19 protein-coding genes are annotated in these 18,160 nt (G+C 62.3%); 9 read left to right on the top strand and 10 right to left on the bottom strand.

Annotation, left to right across the window (positions count from 1 at the left end):
- Positions 1-100: 100 nt before the first annotated feature.
- Positions 101-1,069: a cysteine synthase A gene (gene cysK, locus FJQ55_RS01545; RefSeq protein ID WP_140825972.1), complete on the top strand. Its 969-nt coding sequence runs from the start codon at positions 101-103 to the stop codon at positions 1,067-1,069.
- Positions 1,070-1,495: 426 nt separating this feature from the next.
- Positions 1,496-2,545 carry an HWE histidine kinase domain-containing protein gene (locus FJQ55_RS01540; RefSeq protein WP_140825971.1) on the top strand — a complete coding sequence of 350 codons (1,050 nt, stop codon included), beginning with the start codon at positions 1,496-1,498 and terminating at the stop codon, positions 2,543-2,545.
- 140 nt (positions 2,546-2,685) lie between these two features.
- On the opposite strand, the gene FJQ55_RS01535 is transcribed toward FJQ55_RS01540, so the two are convergent.
- From FJQ55_RS01535 to rsmI, 9 genes are all read right to left on the bottom strand, one after another.
- Positions 2,686-4,215: a YifB family Mg chelatase-like AAA ATPase gene (locus FJQ55_RS01535; RefSeq protein ID WP_140825970.1), complete on the bottom strand. Its 1,530-nt coding sequence runs from the start codon at positions 4,213-4,215 to the stop codon at positions 2,686-2,688.
- Between the two features lie 199 nt (positions 4,216-4,414).
- Positions 4,415-5,362, bottom strand: coding sequence for a glutathione synthase (gshB, locus tag FJQ55_RS01530; protein ID WP_140825969.1), 948 nt, complete (start codon positions 5,360-5,362; stop codon positions 4,415-4,417).
- 95 nt (positions 5,363-5,457) lie between these two features.
- On the bottom strand, positions 5,458-5,922 hold the full coding sequence (locus FJQ55_RS01525) for a cupin domain-containing protein (RefSeq protein ID WP_425467521.1): 465 nt from the start codon (positions 5,920-5,922) through the stop codon (positions 5,458-5,460).
- Between the two features lie 120 nt (positions 5,923-6,042).
- Entirely contained in the window at positions 6,043-7,155 is a 1,113-nt protein-coding gene (locus tag FJQ55_RS01520; RefSeq protein ID WP_140825967.1) for a sn-glycerol-3-phosphate import ATP-binding protein UgpC, read from the bottom strand.
- Between the two features lie 14 nt (positions 7,156-7,169).
- Positions 7,170-8,012 carry a sn-glycerol-3-phosphate ABC transporter permease UgpE gene (gene ugpE / locus FJQ55_RS01515; RefSeq protein WP_113460191.1) on the bottom strand — a complete coding sequence of 281 codons (843 nt, stop codon included), beginning with the start codon at positions 8,010-8,012 and terminating at the stop codon, positions 7,170-7,172.
- Between the two features lie 10 nt (positions 8,013-8,022).
- Positions 8,023-8,904, bottom strand: coding sequence for an ABC transporter permease subunit (locus FJQ55_RS01510; RefSeq protein ID WP_140825966.1), 882 nt, complete (start codon positions 8,902-8,904; stop codon positions 8,023-8,025).
- A 176-nt stretch (positions 8,905-9,080) separates the two neighbouring features.
- Positions 9,081-10,379 (bottom strand): extracellular solute-binding protein, encoded by a 1,299-nt coding sequence (locus FJQ55_RS01505; protein ID WP_140825965.1) that lies wholly within the window; start codon positions 10,377-10,379, stop codon positions 9,081-9,083.
- A 135-nt stretch (positions 10,380-10,514) separates the two neighbouring features.
- Positions 10,515-10,883 (bottom strand): YraN family protein, encoded by a 369-nt coding sequence (locus FJQ55_RS01500; RefSeq protein WP_113375699.1) that lies wholly within the window; start codon positions 10,881-10,883, stop codon positions 10,515-10,517.
- Positions 10,880-11,797, bottom strand: coding sequence for a 16S rRNA (cytidine(1402)-2'-O)-methyltransferase (gene rsmI, locus FJQ55_RS01495; RefSeq protein WP_140825964.1), 918 nt, complete (start codon positions 11,795-11,797; stop codon positions 10,880-10,882). The genes FJQ55_RS01500 and rsmI overlap by 4 nt, the downstream gene beginning before the upstream one ends.
- Positions 11,798-12,018: 221 nt before the next feature.
- On the opposite strand from rsmI, the gene dnaN reads away from it, so the two are divergent.
- From dnaN to FJQ55_RS23395, 6 genes are all read left to right on the top strand, one after another.
- A complete protein-coding gene (gene dnaN / locus FJQ55_RS01490; RefSeq protein ID WP_140825963.1) occupies positions 12,019-13,137 on the top strand; it encodes a DNA polymerase III subunit beta in 1,119 nt (372 codons plus the stop codon).
- A 126-nt stretch (positions 13,138-13,263) separates the two neighbouring features.
- Entirely contained in the window at positions 13,264-13,857 is a 594-nt protein-coding gene (pmtA, locus tag FJQ55_RS01485) for a phospholipid N-methyltransferase PmtA (protein ID WP_140825962.1), read from the top strand.
- Between the two features lie 113 nt (positions 13,858-13,970).
- Positions 13,971-14,675 carry an orotidine-5'-phosphate decarboxylase gene (gene pyrF / locus FJQ55_RS01480; protein ID WP_140825961.1) on the top strand — a complete coding sequence of 235 codons (705 nt, stop codon included), beginning with the start codon at positions 13,971-13,973 and terminating at the stop codon, positions 14,673-14,675.
- A 26-nt stretch (positions 14,676-14,701) separates the two neighbouring features.
- Positions 14,702-14,989 carry a DUF1330 domain-containing protein gene (locus tag FJQ55_RS01475; RefSeq protein WP_140825960.1) on the top strand — a complete coding sequence of 96 codons (288 nt, stop codon included), beginning with the start codon at positions 14,702-14,704 and terminating at the stop codon, positions 14,987-14,989.
- 131 nt (positions 14,990-15,120) lie between these two features.
- A complete protein-coding gene (locus FJQ55_RS01470) occupies positions 15,121-16,101 on the top strand; it encodes a complex I NDUFA9 subunit family protein (protein ID WP_140825959.1) in 981 nt (326 codons plus the stop codon).
- 193 nt (positions 16,102-16,294) lie between these two features.
- The gene (locus FJQ55_RS23395; protein WP_167507681.1) at positions 16,295-16,453 is read left to right on the top strand and encodes a hypothetical protein; all 159 of its coding nucleotides are present in this window, start codon (positions 16,295-16,297) and stop codon (positions 16,451-16,453) included.
- A gap of 60 nt (positions 16,454-16,513) precedes the next feature.
- On the opposite strand, the gene FJQ55_RS01465 is transcribed toward FJQ55_RS23395, so the two are convergent.
- Positions 16,514-17,320, bottom strand: coding sequence for an undecaprenyl-diphosphate phosphatase (locus FJQ55_RS01465; protein ID WP_140825958.1), 807 nt, complete (start codon positions 17,318-17,320; stop codon positions 16,514-16,516).
- 143 nt (positions 17,321-17,463) lie between these two features.
- Here FJQ55_RS01465 and FJQ55_RS01460 point away from each other — a divergent pair, with 143 nt between their 5' ends.
- Positions 17,464-18,156, top strand: coding sequence for a glutathione S-transferase family protein (locus FJQ55_RS01460; RefSeq protein WP_140825957.1), 693 nt, complete (start codon positions 17,464-17,466; stop codon positions 18,154-18,156).
- Positions 18,157-18,160 lie beyond the last annotated feature (4 nt).

Below are 18,160 nucleotides of genomic sequence, written 5' to 3'. Positions count from 1 at the left end.
TATTTCCCTTTTCCGACAGGCTGCAGACAAAGGGTTCTGGCAGTCGCGAGACAATCCGCCTATCTTGTTGCCAACGAATAATGGTGCAGGGAGACGAAACATGACGGATGCCAAGAAGCCCGGACGCGGTCGCGTCTATGGATCGATCACTGAGACGATCGGTGACACACCGATCGTGCGGCTGGACAAGCTGGCCAAGGAAAAGGGCGTCAAGGCGCATCTGCTCGCCAAGCTCGAATTCTTCAATCCGATTGCCTCGGTCAAGGATCGTATCGGGGTGGCAATGATCGAGAGTCTGGAAGCCCAGGGCAAGATTGCGCCCGGCAAGACCACGCTGATCGAGCCGACCTCCGGCAATACCGGCATTGCGCTTGCCTTTGCGGCCGCTGCCAAGGGTTATCGCCTGATCCTGACCATGCCCGAGACCATGTCGATCGAGCGGCGCAAGATGCTGGCCCTGCTCGGCGCAGAACTGGTTCTCACCGAAGGCGCCAAGGGCATGAAGGGCGCGATTGCCAAGGCGCAGGAATTGGCAGAAACGACGCCGGATTCAATCATACCCCAGCAATTCGAGAACCCGGCCAATCCGGAGATTCACCGCAAGACAACGGCGGAGGAAATCTGGAACGACACGGACGGCGGTATCGACATCTTCGTGTCCGGCATCGGCACCGGGGGCACGATTACCGGCACGGGGCAGGTTCTGAAGGCGAAGAAACCGTCGGTCCAGGTGGTGGCGGTTGAACCCGCCGACAGCCCGGTTCTCTCCGGCGGCAATCCGGGGCCCCACAAGATCCAGGGCATCGGCGCCGGCTTTGCCCCGGCTATTCTCGACACCGGCATCTATGACGAGGTGGTCACCGTCACCAATGACGAGGCGTTCGAGACTGCCCGGCTGGTTGCGCGGCTGGAAGGCGTGCCAGTCGGGATTTCCTCGGGTGCTGCCCTGACGGCCGCGATAAAGGTCGGCCTGCGCGCGGAGAATGCCGGCAAGACAATCGTCGTCATCATCCCGTCCTTCGCCGAACGTTATCTCTCGACCGCACTTTTTGCCGGGCTCGGGGAATAAACAATCCCTCCGCAATCGGCAGAGGCGGCCCTCTCGGGCTGCTTCTGCCAAATTCGGCCCCATGGTATGGCCGGCCACTATCCCGGCTACTGCGATTCGATATATCAAGGCGGCTGTCGCCAGGAAGGCATGATAGCTGGCGGCGCCCCTTCTGGCCCTAAAGAAGCAGAGCCGGAGCGAGGGGGGCCTGATATTTTTTCTTCTCCTCTCCGCGGTGAAAGCTGCTCCTTTCGCGCGCACCACGCGTGCATCGACTTCCCCCCGGCGCCGCCGGAAGGATCGTCAGTGACCGTTGAGCTTGAGAAAACCGGGAGGGACCACTAAGTGTCGTGATGGGTTGCAGCCGTCTTTTGCGTCAGCTAGCATTTCTTTAACACCCTTCCGTAATTTCTGATTATTCGTAATTTCTGCGAGACGAATAGGGCCATGCGCGCATATTTCGATACCTTGCCGGCCTTTGCCGCGGTGCAAAAGACGCTGTCCAGCAAGGACAAGATCGTCACCTATGGCTTGAGCCTCGCTGTCTTCCTGGTTGCGCTCTTTCTGCGGGCCTGGCTCGACCCGCTGATGCCGGCCGGTTTTCCGTTTCTCACCTTCTTTCCCGCCGTCGTCATCTGTGGCTTCGTCTTCGGCGTGCGTCAGGGCATGCTGGTCGGGATCCTTTCCGGCCTTGCCGCCTGGTATTTCTTCATCACGCCCTATCGTTTCGATGTCTCAGCCGGCACGCTGATTGCGATGGGACTTTACGTCTTCGTCATCGTCACCGATCTCTCGCTCATCCACCTGATGATGGCAGCCTACCGGGCAGAGATCGTCGCACGACAGGAGAGCCAGCGACTGGCCGACGGCCAGGAGGTTATGGCGCAGGAACTCGACCACCGGCTGAAGAACATCTTCGCCACCATCAATGCCATCATCAGCCTGTCGCTGAAGAACGCCTCCAGCGCCGAGGAACTGGCGGCGCGCCTGCGCGACCGCCTAACCGCACTCGGCCGGTCCAATCTTCTGCTGCGGGGTCTTCGCGAAGGCGAGGATGCCTCGCTGCAGGCCGTTATCTTCCAGGCGCTCGAGCCCTTTGCGGTCGTCGGCACCCCCCGCTTTTCCGCCTCCGGCCCCAGGGTTCCTATCGGCGGCCAGACGGTGGTGGTGCTCAGCCTGATCCTGCACGAACTCGGGACCAACGCCGCAAAATATGGCGCGCTCAGTGTGGGCTCCGGGCAGATCGATCTCACCTGGCGGCTGGAGCAAGCCGAAGGCGAAGAGGGTCGGCTGGTCATCGAGTGGCGAGAGAGCGGCGGTCCAATGCCGACGGCGCCTCAGGCGGGCGCCGGCGGCTTCGGCTCCACCTTGATGAAACGCGTCATCTCCGGTGTGCGTGGCCATGCCGAGATGAGCTATCCCGAGACCGGCGCCATCATCCGCATGTCATTGCCGACCGACATGCTGCGGCCGACAGAGATGGCACAGCCCGCCTGATCTTTGCCTCAACTCCCGAGGCCGAAGGACCCACGGCCTAGCCGGACCTCGCTTTACAGAGTCCCGGTCTGCACTCACTGCGTTCAGTTCCCGAGAGACCCTGGATCCTGGCCCGCCACACTTCCCCCTTCTCCAGCCGATTATGCCGCGGCCGCCAGACGTTCCGAGGCGATGCGGTAGGAGATTGCTTCGGCGAGGTGGATGCGACCCAGGGTTTCCACCCCATCCAGATCAGCGAGCGTGCGGGCCACTTTCAGTACCCGGTGATAACCGCGGGCCGAAAAGCGGAATTTGTCGGCCGCGTCGCGCAAAAGCTGCAGACCCGCCGGGTCCGGTTCGGCAAGCGTCTCGATCAAGGCTGTGGAGCAGCGGGCATTGGTCGAAAACGGCAGGTCGAGACGGGCGAAGCGTTCGCGCTGACGCTGACGGGCGGTCGCCACGCGCCGGGCAACGTCGGCGCTGCTTTCAGCCGTTCCCGGCCGGATGAGATCGGAGGCCGAGACGGCCGGCACGTCGATGCGGATGTCGATGCGATCCATCAGGGGGCCCGAAATGCGGCCCTGATACTCGGTCTGGCAGCGGATGCCGCGGGCACAGACATGGCCGGGTTCCCCGGCCATGCCGCAGCGACACGGGTTCATCGCCGCCACAAGCTGGAAATCAGAGGGGTAAGAAACCCGGTGATTGGCGCGGGCGATGATGCATTCGCCGGTTTCGAGCGGCTGGCGGAGCGCATCGAGAACCGGCGGAGCAAATTCCGGCAATTCGTCCAGGAAAAGAATACCATGATGGGCGAGCGATGCCTCGCCTGGTCGTGCTTTCAAGCCGCCACCGACCAGCGCCGCCATGGTGGCGGAATGATGCGGTGTCCGGAAGGGGCGGCGATCCGACAGCTTGCCGCCCGAAAGCTGGCCGGCGATCGAATGGATCATCGAAACTTCGAGCAATTCGGCCGCAGAGAGCGGCGGCAGGATCGAGGGCAGCCGCGCGGCGAGCATGGATTTTCCCGATCCGGGCGGGCCGACCATCAGCAGATTGTGCCCGCCGGCGGCGGCCACTTCCAGCGCGCGCTTGGCGCTTTCCTGGCCTTTGATATCGGCGAGATCGGGAAGGTTGGCGGGCAGTGCGCGCACCGACGGTTCCGGTCGCGACAGGATCTGGGTGCCGCGAAAATGGTTCGCGAGGCCGATCAGGCTGCGCGGCGCGAGGATGTCGAGGTCTGCGCCGGCCCAGGCGGCTTCGGCGCCGCTGTCGGCGGGGCAGATGAGGCCCTTGTCGACGGCGTTTGCGCTGATGGCCGCCGGAAGCGCGCCGGCGATGGGGGCAATCGTGCCGTCGAGATTGAGCTCGCCGATGACGAGATAACCCGAGAGCGCGTCACCCGGGATGGCGCCCAGCGCGGCCATCAGGCCGAGCGCGATGGGAAGGTCGAAATGAGACCCTTCTTTTGGAAGATCCGCAGGCGCCAGATTGACGGTGATCCTCTTCGGCGGCAGAGCGAGACCGGAGGCATGGAGCGCGGCCTGCACCCGTTCGCGGCTTTCGGCCACCGCCTTGTCGGGTAGGCCGACAATCTGCATGCCGGGCTTGCCCGGCGCCACCATGACCTGGACATCGACGGGCACACCCTCGATCCCCTGGAATGCAACCGTACTGACACGCGCCACCATTGCCCGCCCTCGCCGATCGTCCTCTGGCCGCCACCTGCAACTTCATATTGCGTGTGGCGACGGGAACAATCTCGCATAAGGCGCAGGAATTAGCAAGAACATTTGCGGAACATCCGCATCCTGCAATAGGTATAGGGTTGCAGTCGGTTGCAAGAGCAGAACGTGCCGTGAACTTTCTGAGCCGTTTCAGGTGCTTGCGTCAGGCGCGCTTCCGCTCGATGGCATTCCAAAGAAGCGAGGCGATGTCCGCGCCACCGAACTTCTTCACTTCACGAATGCCGGTCGGCGAGGTGACGTTGATCTCGGTCATGTAATCGCCGATGACATCGATGCCGACCAGGAGGAAGCCCCGTTCACGGAGAGCGGGACCGATGCGGGCGCAGATCTCGCGTTCGCGGGCGGTCAGCTCGGTCGGCTCTGGCCTGCCGCCGGCATGCATGTTGGAGCGGGCGTCATGTTCGGCCGGGACGCGGTTGATCGCGCCCACCGGCTCGCCGTCGACGAGGATGATGCGCTTGTCGCCCTTGCGCACAGCCGGCAGATAGCCCTGGGCGATGAAAGGCTCGCGGAACATCTGGTTGAACATCTCCATCAACGAGGAGAAGTTGCGGTCGTCGCGGGTCGAATGGAAGACACCGGCGCCGCCGTTTCCGTAGAGCGGCTTCAGGATGATGTCGCCCTGCTCTTCCCGGAAGCGGGCGATCTCGGCCGGATCCTTGGTGATCAGGGTCGGCGGCATCAGGTCGGCGAATTCGGTGACGAAAATCTTTTCCGGCGAGTTGCGCACCCAGGCCGGATCGTTGACGACGAGCGTCTTCGGGTGGATGCGCTCCAGGAGATGGGTCGAGGTGATGTAGCTCATGTCGAAGGGCGGATCCTGGCGCAGCAGAACGACATCCATGGTCGACAGGTCGATCCGTTCCGGGGCGCCGAGGGTGAAATGGTCTCCCTTGACGTCGCGCAGTTCCATGGGCTCGACGGTGGCGTACACCTTGCCGTCGCGCATCGACAGGCGGTCGGGCGTATAGTGGAAGAGCTTGTACCCCCGGGCCTGCGCCTCCAGGCTCATGGCGAAAGTGCTATCGCCCGCGATATTGATCGTGGAGACGTGGTCCATCTGGACCGCGACATTGGTGATTTTCGCCATGGGTCTGTCCTCGTTCGAAAGCAAGGCAGGTTTAGGCCGAGCCGCGGGGGATGGCAACGGCGGCAGGCTTCAATTTTGCTGATGGCGGGTTCAGATCAGAGGGCGGAAAACTTGCCCTGGCGCAGGGCATTGCGCAGCCGGTAGAGCGTGGCGAGCGGCCCCGGGAAAGGCTTGCGCAGGAAGGCGACCTTGCGGACATAATGATCGACGCGCCAGGTGGCCCAGGTGCCGCCCCGGAAATAGGCGATGTCGCCGGCCCGCAGCAAGCGTTCTCCGCCGTCCGCGTCGGTGACGTGCACCTCGCCTTCCTGAATGACGACCGTCTCGTCCCAGCCGAAGAACCAGCGGAATTCACCGGCGGTGCAATCCCAGACGGCGGTGGAACTGGCCTCGTCGGTGCTGGTCGAATGCTCACCCATGCGGGCAAGCGGAGTGCCGCGGATGATCCAGTCGGGGTTGATCGGGGCTGCCTTCAGCGCAAGATGATCGGCATGCGCGGCGATCATCGCGGCCGGCCCTTCGCTTTTGCGGCGCGGCGTCGCGAGCATCAGACCGGCCATTCCGGCCAACAGAAGTTTTACAGGCATGGCGTCCCCCACAAAGGCAATTTGCGGGAACGCTATCAGCAAGCCGCTAAAACGGGGTTTGGGAGATCGTTCAAATGCGATCTATCCGGTCGCTCAGGCAAAGCTTGCGACCGGCGCCCGAGGGGCGGACGTCGGCGTCCCGCCTGCGGTTGTCGGCTCGATGCGTCTGCCGGTTTCGGCGGAGAAGAAATGCAGCTTCTTTGATGCGATCCTGACGGGCAGCCGGTCGGTGAGAGGTGCGTTCGGCGAGACGATCACGGTCAGCGTCTGGTCACCCACGAGGCCGTGAACCAACCGCTGGGCGCCGAGCTCCTCGACATAATCGACGGACAGCACGAACTGGGCCTCCTCGGGTGCCGCAACGACGAGATCTTCGGCGCGCAGGCCGATGCGGACGGGTCCTTCCGGCAGAAGGCCGGGAACGTCGAGAGGAACGACGCCGAAGATCAGCCGTCCCCGTTCGACCTCGCCATCGAGCAGGTTCATCGCCGGCGAGCCGATGAAGCTCGCGACGAAGGTGGAGGCCGGTCGGTTATAGACCTCGAGCGGCGTGCCGATCTGCTCGATCTGGCCACCGTTCAGCACCACCAGACGGTCCGCCAGCGTCATGGCTTCAAGCTGGTCGTGGGTGACGTAGATCGCCGTGGTCTTCAGCCGCTTCTGCAGCTTGCGGATTTCGCCACGCATGGTGACGCGCAGCTTGGCGTCGAGGTTCGACAACGGCTCGTCGAAGAGGAAGACGGCGGGCTTGCGGACGATGGCGCGGCCCATGGCGACGCGCTGGCGTTGGCCACCCGAAAGCGCACGCGGCTTGCGGTCGAGATATTTCTCGATCTCCAGCATCTTAGCGGCTTCCGCCACGCGGGCGGAGATCTCGGCCTTCGGGGTGCCGCGGTTCTTCAGGCCATAGGCCAGATTGTCGTAGACGGTCATATGCGGATATAGCGCATAGTTCTGGAAGACCATGGCGATGTCGCGGTCGGCTGGCTCAACCTCGTTCACCACGCGGTCGCCGATCGAAATCGTGCCCTGCGAGATGGCTTCGAGACCGGCCACCATGCGCAGCAGCGTGGACTTGCCACAGCCGGAGGGGCCGACGAGCACGATGAACTCGCCGTCTTCGATCTGGATGTCGACGCTGTCGACGGCCTTCGCGCCGCCCTTGTCGTAGATCTTGGAGACCTCGTTGATGTCGATGGACGCCATGGAGCGTACTCCTCTTACTTGTCGGATTCGGTGAGGCCCTTGATGAACCAGCTCTGGAACACCACCACCACGATGACGGGGGGCAGGAGTGCGAGCACGGCCATGGCAAAGGCTTCGTTATAATCAGGGATTTGCGAGCCCACCCAGACCTGCAGGATCTGCTTGATGCCGCGCATGAGGGTGTAGAAGCCCTCGTCTGTCGTCATCAGCATGGGCCAGAGATACTGGTTCCAGCCATAGACGAACATGATGATAAAGACGGCGGCGATCATGGTGCGCGACAGCGGCACCAGCACGTCGATGAAGAATTTGAACGGACCGGCGCCATCGATGCGCGCGGCCTCCAGGAGTTCATCCGGCACGGACTTGAAGAACTGGCGGAAGAAGAAGGTGCCGGTGGCCGAGGCCAGGAGCGGCAGGATCAGGCCCTGATAGCTGTTCAAGAGCGAGAGATCGCTCATCACCTTGTAGGTCGGCATGATGCGCACTTCGAGCGGCAAAAGCAGCGTCGTGAAGATGAGCCAGAAGGCAAGGGTCGCAAAGCGGAAGCGGAAATAGACGATGGCGTAGGCCGCCAACATCGAGAGCACGATCTTACCGATGGCAAAACCGAGCCCCAAGATCAGCGAGTTCATCGCCATGGTCAGGCCTGTGACCTGACCGGTGAAACCGCCAGACTTGAAGAGAACCTTGTCATAGGTCGACGTGAAATCGTCGCCGATGGACAGCATCAGGCCGTTTGTGTGGATCTCGGCGGCCGAATGGGTGGACGTCGTGAAGGCAACGACCAGCGGTCCCAGCATGAAGATGACGCCTGCGATCAGGATCAGATGGTCGAAGAATTTGGTGCGGTACATGGCGCTCTCCTCAACCGTAATGAACGCGGCGTTCGATGAAGCGGAACTGGATCATGGTCAGCACCAGCACGACCAGCATCAGGATGACCGACTGGGCCGAGGACGAGCCGAGGTCATTGCCGCGGAAGCCGTCGAGATAGACCTTGTAGACCAGCGTGATCGGGTTGTTGGCCGGCTTGTCCTTCACGATCACGTCGATGACGGCAAAGGTATCGAACAGCGAATAGGTCATGTTGATGACCAGCAGGAAGAAGGCGGTCGGGGTGAGCAGCGGCAGGATCACCGTCCAGAATCGGCGTGTGCCGGACTTGCAGTCGATCGCGGCTGCCTCCCGGATCGAAGCCGGGATGCCCTGCAGGCCGGAGAGGAAGAAGATGAAATTATAGGGGATCTGGTTCCAGACGGCGACCGCGACCATGGCGAAGGCCGTGTCGAAATAGTTGAGGCCGACTTTCATGTCCCAGCCGAACAGGGCGGCGAATTTGACGAAGGGGCCGATATGCTGGTCGAAGAACATCATGCCGATCAGGCCCGCGACCGGCGGGGCAATGGCATAGACGACGATGAGCAGCGTCTTGTAGGCGGATTTGCCGCGGATCACCGCATCGGCTTTCAAGGCAAGCAAGAGGCCGAGCGACAGAGCGAGCGTCGTAACGATCAGGCTGTAGGCGATCGTGAAGCCGGCAATCTTGCGGTATTCCGGCGAGGCGAGCGCATCGGTGTAATTTGCGAAACCCACGAAGCTGGAGCCGAAGCCGAAGGGATCCTCGATGTAGAAGGACGAGGTGATCGCCTGGGCAGACGGCCAATAGAAGAAGATCGAAATGATCACGAACTGCGGCAGCAGGAACAGATAGGGCAGGTATCGCGAATTGAACTGGACGCGCTTCATAGTGGTGTCTTTCGAGAAGGAAGGCAGAGCGCGAAGGCGTTGGAGAGTGGGCCCCTCATCCGCCTGCCGGCACCTTCTCCCCGCAAGCGTGGAGAAGGCCGAGGGCCGCAACGTCTGCACTCCCTCTCCCCGCTGGCGGGGAGAGGGTGGGGTGAGGGGCAATAGCCCGACTGGGATCAGCCTGCCGTCTTGGCGAAGCGGGCGAGCAGTTCGTCGGCTTCCTTCTTGATCGTTTCCATGGCGTCCTTCGGGGTGGTTTCACCGGCGAAGATGCGGTTGTATTCGCGTTCCATGATCGAGCGGATCTGCGGGTAGAAGCCGAGGCGATAACCCTTGTCCCACTCGGCGCCCGGCAGCTGCAGCTGCTTGATGCCCACTTCGGCAGCCGGCTTCTCGTTGTAGTAGCCTTCCGATTTGGCCAGCTCGTAAGCCGCATTGGTGATGGCGACGTAGCCGGTGGCCTGGTGGTAGAACTTCTGGATCTCGGTCGAAGTCAGGAAGTTGAAAAAGGCGGCAGAGCACTTGTTTTCTTCAGCCGACTTGCCGGACATGGCGAAGAGGGCGGCTCCACCGATGAAGGAGTGGACGCCAGCGCCTTCGATCGAGCCCCAATAGGGCAGGAAGGTTGCCGAGAAGGGCATGGTTGCGGTCTTCTGCAGGCCGCCGAAGGAGCCGGAGGAGCCGATCCAGAGAGCGGCCTTGCCTTCTTCGAAGATCTTCTGGTTGTCGTTCCAGGCCGCACCGTAATAACCGAACAGGCCCTGGTCGTACCAGGCCTTGAGCTTGTCATACATCATGACGTGGCGCTCGTCGGTGACGTTGATCGTCGTGTCGACGACGCTGTCATAGCCGTTGTTGTTGGAAGCGAACTGGATGTTGTTGCGCGAGAAGAAGTTCTCGGTGAACTGCCAGGTGAGCTGCGACTGAACGAGCGGGATGAAGCCGGCTTCCTTCAGCTTCGGCGCAATGGCTTCGAACTCTTCCCAGGTCTTCGGGGCTTCGACGCCGGCCTTCTTCAGGGCTTCGTCGTTGATGTACATGATCGGCGCCGAGGAGTTGAACGGCATGCCGACGAACTTGCCGTCAGAATCGGCGTAGAAATAGCGAACACCTTCGATGAAGGCGTTGCGGTCGAAGGTGAAGCCGTTGTCCTTCAGGAGGTCTTCGGCCGGAATGGTTGCGCCCTTGGCGTTGATGATGGTCGCGGCACCAGCATCGAACACCTGCAGGATGTTCGGCTGTTCGCCGGAGCGGAAGGCGGCGATGCCGGCCGACAGGGCCTCTTCATAGGAACCCTTGGAAACGGGGGTGATGGCGCATTCGCTCTGGGCGGCGTTGAACTTCTGGGCGAGCTCGTTGATGACTTCGCCGTTGCGGCCACCCATGCCGTGCCACCAGGTGATGTTGGTCGCGGCAAGCGTCGTCGATGCGGTCATGGTCAGGGCCAGAGCGGCCAGGGAAATCTTCTTGATCATGGGACAGATCCTCTCCACCGGTTGTTGCGGTGAGGCCTGCATTAGGCGCGGTCGATGACAGCCACTTGACTGTTTCGTGACAGGATTGTCACAAAACGAAGGTTTCGAATTTTCCACATCGAAGCCGAAACGAAACTAGAATGCACCCGGCAGATGGGTTGGCCAGTGCCATGGCCGCACAACGACGATATCATATCGAAGTGACAGTTTTGTCGCGTCGGGCTGCCTGGAAATCCAATGATCTGACGCATTGCGGATGCGGCGCTGGGCCTCCCAACCGACGGCATCGACGCCGGACGAGACGGTCTTTCGCGCTTTCACTTCGACGAAAACCACGAGATCGCCGCGCCGCGCGATGATGTCGACTTCCCCTGCCCGGGTACGGTAGCGGAAGGCGAGGATGCGGTAACCTTTGAGCAGGAGAGCTATCGCCGCACGAACCTCCGACCAGCGGCCCAGCCTCTCGGCGCGGATGCGATTTCGATCCACGCCGACAGGCTTCATGCGGCCCCCTTGAGTTCCAGAAGGCGCTGGTAGAGGTCCTTGCGCGGCAGGCCGGTGAGTTTGGCGGCTTCGGTCGCCGCCTTGGCCGTGGGCATGGTGCCGGCGAGTTCGGCGAGAAGACTGTCGACATCGGCGGCATCCGGGGCGGCATCGGCCATCGGCGGGCCGATCACCAGCACCACCTCGCCCTTCACGGCCTTGTCGGCATAGATCTCCGCGAGGTCGCCCAGCGTGCCGCGGCGGAATTCCTCGAAGGTCTTGGTCAGTTCGCGGCAGACGGCAGCCGGACGGCTGGCGTCGAGTTCCTCGGCAGCGGCTGTCAGCGTATCACCGATGCGGTGCGGGGATTCAAAGAAGATCAGCGTTGCCGGCACCTTGGCGAGTTCCTTCAGCCGGTCGCGACGCGCCTTGTCCTTGGTTGGCAGGAAGCCGGCGAAGAGAAAGGCTTCGTTGGGCAGGCCGGAGCCGACAAGAGCGGCCAGCGGAGCCGATGCGCCGGGGATCGGCACGACGCGATGGCCGGCTTCGATCGCCAGTTGGCCAAGGCGGTAGCCAGGGTCGGAGACGAGCGGGGTGCCGGCATCCGACACCAGGGCTACAGACTTGCCAGCGTCCAGCGCGGCGAGCAGGCGGGCGCCGGCCTCGTCGGCATTGTATTCGTGATAGGAATAAGGCCGGTTCTCGATACCATAGCGATCGAGCAGGACGCGGGTCACACGCGTATCCTCGCAGGCGAGCACATCGGCACCGGCCAGCGTTTCCAAGGCCCGGAGCGTAATGTCGCTGAGGTTGCCGATGGGGGTCGCCACGAGATAGAGCGCCGGCTCCAGCGGGCGGGCGGGCACCAGCGTGTCGTTGAGGCGGTAGCGTTTGGCGGACGGCGCCTCGGCTGCGGGTTTGTCATGATCTGTCATGGCGTCTTTATCCTCCACGCCCCGATCTTCCACAAGGGCGCCCGGCCATAAACCATTCCGGCAACCAGACCTGTGCGCCGAGGTGGAAAACCTTGGAGGCTCTTGCTTTTCCCGTTCGTTTCCTGCCATTTTGCCCGTCCACATCGTCCGGCCCAGGGTCAGGCCGGCCCTTCTTCCATCCGGGCAACCGGATGACGACACGTCGAAAGCGGTAGCATCCTATGCGTATAACTCTTGAACGGTCCAATCTCCTCAAGTCGCTGAACCATGTGCATCGCGTGGTCGAGCGTCGCAACACGATCCCGATCCTGTCGAACGTCCTGCTGAAGGCCGAAGGGGCCGCACTCGACATGAAGGCGACCGACCTCGACCTCGAAATCACCGAAAGCACGGCCGCCATGGTCGAGCAGGCCGGTGCCACCACGGTTCCCGCGCATCTGCTCTATGAAATCGTGCGCAAGCTGCCGGATGGATCGGAAGTGGCTCTGGCCACCACGCCCGACGGCGGCAGCATGACGGTGGCCTCGGGCCGCTCCAAGTTCTCGCTACAGTGCCTGCCGCAAGCTGATTTCCCGGATCTGACCGCCGGCAGCTTCACCCACAGCTTCAAGATCAAGGCATCCGACTTCAAGATGCTGATCGATCGCACCCAGTTTGCGATTTCGACCGAAGAGACCCGCTATTATCTGAACGGCATCTTCCTGCACACGATCGAGGCTTCCGGCGCCCTGAAGCTGCGCGCAGTTGCGACCGACGGCCATCGCCTGGCGCGCGCCGATGTCGATGCGCCCTCGGGCTCAGAGGGCATGCCGGGCATCATCATCCCGCGCAAGACGGTCGGCGAATTGCAGAAGCTGATCGACAACCCGGATCTCGTCATCGGCATCGAAATCTCGGATTCGAAGATCCGCCTCTCGATCGGCACCGTCGTTTTGACCTCCAAGCTGATCGACGGCACCTTCCCGGATTACCAGCGCGTCATTCCGCAGGCGAACGACAAGGAAATGCGCGTCGATTGCCAGACCTTTGCGCGCGCCGTCGACCGCGTGTCGACCATTTCTTCGGAACGCGGCCGCGCCGTGAAGCTCGCCCTGTCCGACGGCCAACTGCTGCTTACCGTCAACAACCCGGATTCGGGCAGTGCGACGGAAGAAGTGGCCGTCGGTTATGAAAACGACGCGATGGAGATCGGCTTCAACGCCAAATATCTGCTCGACATCACCAGCCAGCTTTCGGGTGACGATGCGATCTTCCTGCTCGCGGATGCAGGCTCCCCGACGCTCATTCGCGACACGGCCGGCGTCGACGCTCTCTACGTCCTGATGCCGATGCGCGTCTAAGTCGGGAATTTTCTTTCACGATACGTACTCCGACAGCGCCATTCCCTCTTGCGTTTGCGACAGACAGGCCCAAAATTGTCGCAATCGGCTCGCAGCAATCGAGCAGGAACAACAAGAGGGACGATCATGGGCATTCGACTGAAGGAACGGTTCGAGAAGAAATTCGATGAGGAGATCCGCTTCTTCAAGGGCATGATGCAGGGGCCAAAGACGGTCGGCGCCATCGTGCCGACCTCTTCCGTGACCGCAAAGCGTATGGCAAGCGTCATCGACGTGACGTCTGGCCTGCCCGTCCTCGAACTCGGGCCCGGCACGGGCGTGATCACCAAGCAGATCCTGGCCCGCGGCGTATCGCCGGAGAAGATCGTATCGGTCGAGTATTCGCGCGACTTCTACGAGCGTCTGGTCGAGGACTACGCGGGCGTGAACTTCATCCATGGCGACGCCTTCGATCTGAAGACTTCGCTGGGCGCCTTCGCCGACCAAACCTTCGACTGCGTGATCTCGGCGGTGCCAATGTTGAGCTTTCCGATGGAGGCACGCATCCAGCTGCTCGAGGACCTTCTGTCGCGCATCCCCGAAGGTCGTCCCGTGGTGCAGATCACCTATGGCCCGGTGTCTCCGATCATCGCCAAGCCGGACCGCTACCACATCCAGCACTTCGACTTCGTCGTGCGCAACATCCCGCCGGCTCAGCTCTGGATCTACCGCAAGGCTTGAGCGACCCTCTCATATGAGCGGGGGATCACGGTCAGCTCTCCCTTGGTCGTGCTTGCGATTCAGCGCCGGTCGTGCGACTTGACGTCCGTCTCGATCTGGCAGGAGTGTTTGTCTTGAGCGCACGTCACCGTCTCATCGTCGGACTGGATGTTCCGACCGTCGCCGACGCGGAAGGCGTGGTTTCCACGCTCGGCGACAGCATCTCCTTCTACAAGATCGGCTATCAGCTCGCCTTCGCGGGCGGCCTCGAATTCGCTCGGGACCTTGCCAAGGACGGCAAGCAGGTCTTCCTCGACATGAAGCTGCTCGACATCGACAACACGGTTGCCTCGGCCGTCGAGAACATCGCGCGCATGGGCATGACCATGCTGACGCTGCATGCCTATCCGAAGGCGATGAAGGCGGCCGTTGAAGCGGCAAAGGGTTCGGGCCTCTGCCTCCTCGGCGTCACCGTGCTCACCTCGATGGACGAGCAGGACCTGACCGATGCCGGCTATGAATATGATCCGCACACTCTGGTTCTGAAGCGTGCCGAACAGGCGCGCATCGCCGGCATGGGCGGGGTTGTCTGCTCGGCGGAAGAGGCGAGCGCCGTGCGCCAGATCCTCGGACCGAAGATGGCGATCGTGACCCCCGGCATCCGGCCTGCGGGTGCCGACCATGGCGACCAGAAGCGGGTGATGACGCCGGCCGATGCGATTGCCGCCGGTTCCAGCCATCTCGTCGTGGCGCGCCCGATCGTCAAGGCCGCCGACCCGAAGGCTGCCGCACTGGCGATCCTGTCCGAAATGGATGCGGCGCTCACCGCAACACATTGAACCACAAGCACTTCCGGGAGGACATGATGGCCAAGGGATACTGGATCGCACGCGTCGATATTCGCGATGCCGAGCGCTACAAGGATTATGTCGCAGCAGCAAAGCCGGCCTTTGAAAAATATGGCGCGACATTCCTCGCCCGGGGCGGCGCCTATACCCAACTCGAAGGCCAGGTGCGTAGCCGCAATGTGGTGATCGAGTTCCCCTCGCATCAGGCGGCCGTGGATTGCTACAACTCGCCCGAATACCAGATTGCCGCGAAGATCCGCCAGGAAGTGGCCGATGCCGAGATGGTGGTCGTCGAGGGCGTCTAAGTCTTTCGCCTGAGGCCCTTTGTCCTGCCGGAACGGGCTCATCGGCACTTTCCCCGGACAAGCGATTCGGCTAAGAGGGGCGCTGATATCATACGCGCAGAGTGCGCCGCACCGTTCAGGGGAGCCCGTCCATGACCTTGTCCAACCAACCGCCGCTCGTCACCGTCTTCGGGGGCTCGGGTTTCGTCGGGCGGCATGTTGTACGGGCGCTGGCCAAGCGCGGTTACCGCATCCGCGTCGCGGTGCGCCGCCCCGATCTCGCAGGCTTCCTGCAACCGCTCGGCAATGTCGGCCAGATCTCCTTCGTTCAGGCCAATCTGCGCTACCGCGCCTCGGTGGACAAGGCCGTGCAGGGCGCAGATCATGTGATCAACTGCGTCGGCATCCTGTTCGAGAGCGGTCGAAACGGCTTTGACGCCGTCCAGGATTTCGGCGCGCGCGCGGTCGCCGAAGCTGCCCGCTCGGTCGGCGCGACGCTGACCCACATCTCCGCCATCGGCGCCGATGCGAAGTCGGAATCGTCCTACGCCGCGACCAAGGGGCGGGCGGAAGCGGCAGTGCAGTCGATCTTGCCCGACGCGACGATCCTGCGCCCGTCGATCGTCTTTGGACCGGAAGACGGCTTCTTCAACAAGTTCGCCTCTATGGCGCAGCTTTCGCCCATTCTGCCACTGGTCGGCGGCGGCAAGACGAAGTTCCAGCCCGTTTATGTCGGCGATGTCGCCGAAGTCGTTGCACGTTCCGTGGACGGTACGATTGCCCGCGGCAAGATTTACGAACTCGGCGGTCGTGACGTCATGAGCTTCAAGCAATGTCTGGAGACCATGCTTGAGGTTGTCGGTCGCAAGCGCTCGCTCGTCACCCTGCCCTTCGGCCTTGCCTCGCTGATCGGCAGCATCGCCTCGGCGATCCCGCTGATTTCGCCACCGCTCACGTCGGACCAGGTCACGCTGCTGAAGAAGGACAATGTTGTCTCGGCAGCAGCCAAGGCGGAAGGACGCACGCTTGAAGGTCTCGGCGTCGAGCCGGTCACGGTTGCCTCGATCCTGCCGACCTATCTCGTCCAGTACAGGCCGCACGGCCAGTATGCTGGCTCCGGCAAGGCCGCCTGAGGACACCTTTCGAACCTGCCCCTTGTGCCGGAGTTGCACAAAAGACGCAGCTAAAGAAAGACGCGTGTTAACCGCGGATAAAGCAAGATCGCCTATTGATGGCCGTCAAAGCAGTGCGTAAAGACTCGCCCGCAGCACCGGGCGAGAGTTTCCCACCGGCCATTTCTATTTAGACAGTCTCAAGAGGCATTTCATGGGCAAGTCCATCGCACTGTTCTTTGCATGTGCGGCATTGGTGATCATCGCCGGCTCCTTCGTCGCGCCGACCACCGTCGCAGCCCGCAAGGGAAACTGCACGCCGGCCTACGGGATCGACCCGTGCTCGACGGCGTCCATTCCGACCAAGAACTGATCATATTGTTGAGAAAGGGCCGCTTCGAACGGCCCTTTTTTTCGCGCGGCTCTGGCGGGATCAACCCACCAGGAGCAAGGCCACGAGACCGATTGCGCCGACCGCGATCCGCCAATAGGCGAAGGGCGCGTAGCCCCGGCGCGAAACGAAGTCCAGAAGCAACCTGACGACGAAGATCGCCGAGATGAAGGCGGCGATGAAGCCGATGGCGATGATCGCGCCGTCGTTGAAACTCAGCGCATCGCGGTTCTTGTAGAGATCCAGCGCGAAGGCGCCGACCATGGTCGGCATGGCCAAGAAGAACGAGAATTCAGCGGCCGAACGCTTGTCTGCGCCGAGCAGGAGCGCCCCGACGATCGTTGCCCCAGAGCGGGATGTGCCCGGGATCATGGCCAGGCACTGGAAGAAGCCGATCTTCAGCGCCAGCGACAGGGGGTATTCGGTGACGTCGTGATAGCGCGGGGTGAGCGGCTTGCGGTCGATCCACAGAAGGACGAAGCCGCCGAGGATCAGCACGATGCAGATCAGCATCGGCGTTTCGAACAGTACCGTCTTGATGAAATCATGGGCGAGCGCGCCGATGACGGCAGCGGGCAGGAAGCCGACGAGCACGGCTCCGACGAAACGCCGGCTGGCGGCACTTGTCGGCAGCGACAGCGCAATCTGCAGAAGTTTGGTGAAATAGACGCTCAGGATCGCCAGGATCGCGCCGAGCTGGATCAGCACCGCAAAGGTGTTGCCCGGTGACTTGAAGCCGAGAAAATGGCCGGCGAGCAGGACATGCGCCGTCGACGACACCGGGATGAACTCGGTCAGGCCCTCGATGAGGCCGAGCACCAGCGCGCTGACAATTGACTGATCTTCCATGAGGTCTCCTTCAGGGGGGAAGGCTGTGAGTGATTTGCTTGTGTTGCGGAAACCAAGCACCTATAGCTTGGAAGCCGAGATCATGACCAGTCGCCTCTGATAGCGCGGTCCGGCGCCTGAAAAATCCGAGAATCCGAGTCACAATGCCGACCCTGTATCATCATTCGATGTCCACCGCGTCCCGTTTCATCCGTCTGGTGCTGGCCGAATACGGCTTCCAGGTGGATCTGGTGGAGGAGCAGACCTGGGAGAAGCGCAAGGAGTTCCTGGCGTTCAATCCGGCCGGCACTCTGCCCGTCTATGTCGACGACAACATGCGGGCGCTTTGCGGGCCCATGGTGATCTCCGAATTCATCGACGAAACCCATGGCGTTCTGAAGCGCGACCGGCGCCTCTTTGCGGAAGACCCGTTCCAGCGGGCGGAGATCCGTCGACTGGTCGAGTGGTTCCTGCAGAAGATGGAGCAGGACGTAACCAAGCCGCTCGTGCGCGAGCGGGTGCACAAGCTCTTGATCCCCAACGGCCTCGGCGGCGGGGCGCCCGATTCCAAGGTTCTGCGGACGGCGCGCGGCAATATCCGCCATCATATGAAGTATCTCACCTGGCTGTCGGGCTCGCGCCAGTGGGTGGCGGGTGACCGTTTGAGCTATGGCGACCTGTCGGCAGCGGCCGCCGTCTCAGTGCTCGACTATCTCGGCGAGATCGACTGGAACGAGTTTGCTGTTGCCAAAGAATGGTATCAGCGGATCAAATCGCGGCCGTCGTTCCGACCGCTCCTGGCCGAGCGGGTGCGGGGCATCACGCCGGTGTCCCATTACGCCGATCTCGATTTCTGACGGC

Origin of the sequence: Rhizobium glycinendophyticum (genome assembly GCF_006443685.1) — a bacterium.
GTDB classification, from domain to species: domain Bacteria; phylum Pseudomonadota; class Alphaproteobacteria; order Rhizobiales; family Rhizobiaceae; genus Allorhizobium; species Allorhizobium glycinendophyticum.
This window is presented reverse-complemented; position numbering and strand designations above follow the sequence as displayed.